Origin of the sequence: Autumnicola lenta, from assembly GCF_031846515.1 — a bacterium.
GTDB classification, from domain to species: Bacteria; Bacteroidota; Bacteroidia; order Flavobacteriales; family Flavobacteriaceae; genus Autumnicola; species Autumnicola lenta.
This window is the reverse complement of sequence record NZ_JAVRHO010000061.1, coordinates 1-1,325: the sequence shown is the minus strand read 5'-3', so window position 1 is coordinate 1,325 and position 1,325 is coordinate 1. Positions and strand designations below refer to the sequence as shown.

Annotated in this window: 1 protein-coding gene; it reads left to right on the top strand. The window is 34.6% G+C overall.

Annotation, left to right across the window (positions count from 1 at the left end):
* Window positions 1-18 precede the first annotated feature (18 nt).
* Window positions 19-1,206 carry a glycosyltransferase family 4 protein gene (locus tag RM545_RS17410; RefSeq protein WP_311496557.1) on the top strand — a complete coding sequence of 396 codons (1,188 nt, stop codon included), beginning with the start codon at window positions 19-21 and terminating at the stop codon, window positions 1,204-1,206.
* Window positions 1,207-1,325: the final 119 nt, after the last annotated feature.

Genomic DNA, 1,325 nt, shown 5'->3' with positions numbered 1-1,325 from the left:
TATTTAAATGATAAATTTATGCATAAACTGATCCGCATAACAACTATTCCATTATCCTTAAATTTGTTACTGAGGGGACAACTTTCCTTTTTAAGCCAATATTATGCTGTGTCAGCAATTTCTGGGAAGGGAAAAGATCTAGAGGAAGTAGGTATAAGAGAAGGAGTTCGCACCATTGAAATAAAAATGGAACGTGGTATTAGTATCCTTCAGGATTTGAAATCATTTTGGCAGTTATATAAATGTTTTAGGAAAGAAAAACCACAAATTATTCATTCCATTACGCCAAAAGCCGGATTGTTAAGTATGGCTGCAGGTTATTTTGCAAGAGTGCCTATACGAATGCATACCTTTACCGGTCTAATCTTTCCTTCTAAGACCGGCCTGTTAAAGAGATTATTAATCTTTATGGATAGATGTTTATGCTTTTTTGCGACCAATGTTTATCCTGAGGGAGAAGGGGTAAAGCGTGATTTAATCCAGTATGAAATTACTAAAAAACCATTAAAGATCTTGGCGAATGGTAATGTTAACGGTGTTGATATTTCCTACTTTAGTCCTTATGCTATTCCCAAAGAGGAAAAAAGTGCTCTCTGTCATAACCTCGGAATTAAAGCAAAAGATTTTGTTTTTGTTTTTGTAGGCCGTCTCGTTGGGGATAAAGGCATTAATGAATTAATTGCTGCTTTTGTAAAGCTTGATTCTCTTATCGAGAAAAACAAAACGAATAAAAAGGATGTGGTAAAGCTTCTTTTGGTCGGCCCTTTTGAATCTCAACTCGACCCCTTAAAACCTGAAACTCTTAAGGAAATCCAGAACAACGCTAATATCTTGAGCGTAGGCTTTCAGCCAGACGTACGTCCCTATTTTTCAATTAGTAATGTTCTGTTATTTCCCAGTTATCGTGAAGGCTTCCCTAATGTGGTATTGCAAGCTGGAGCAATGGGCTTACCTTCTATTGTTACTGATATAAATGGTTCGAACGAAATAATTGAAGAAGGCACCAATGGAATTATAATACCTGTGCGTCATACTGAAGCTTTGTATAAAGCAATGAACGAGATATTTTTTAATAAAAACTTTCGATATACCTTGGGAGAAAATTCCCGTCAAGTAATTAAAGATAGGTATGAACGAACAAAGATTTGGGAAGCTCTTTTAGCAGAATACAAACACCTCGAAGCAGGATTACATAAAAATGTATAAGTAAAAAAAGGAGAAGAATGCTCTTTATAATTTATAGAAAAATCTTTTTAAAAAGTAATTAACTTTTGAAGTTTCAAGAGGTATTAGAAACGAACGTTTAGGAGTTGTTTATATGCTTA

What these genes read in the sequence shown, in the direction of transcription:
- RM545_RS17410 (WP_311496557.1), top strand. Translation starts at nt 19, where the DNA reads ATGCATAAACTGATCCGCATAACAACTATTCCATTATCCTTAAATTTG.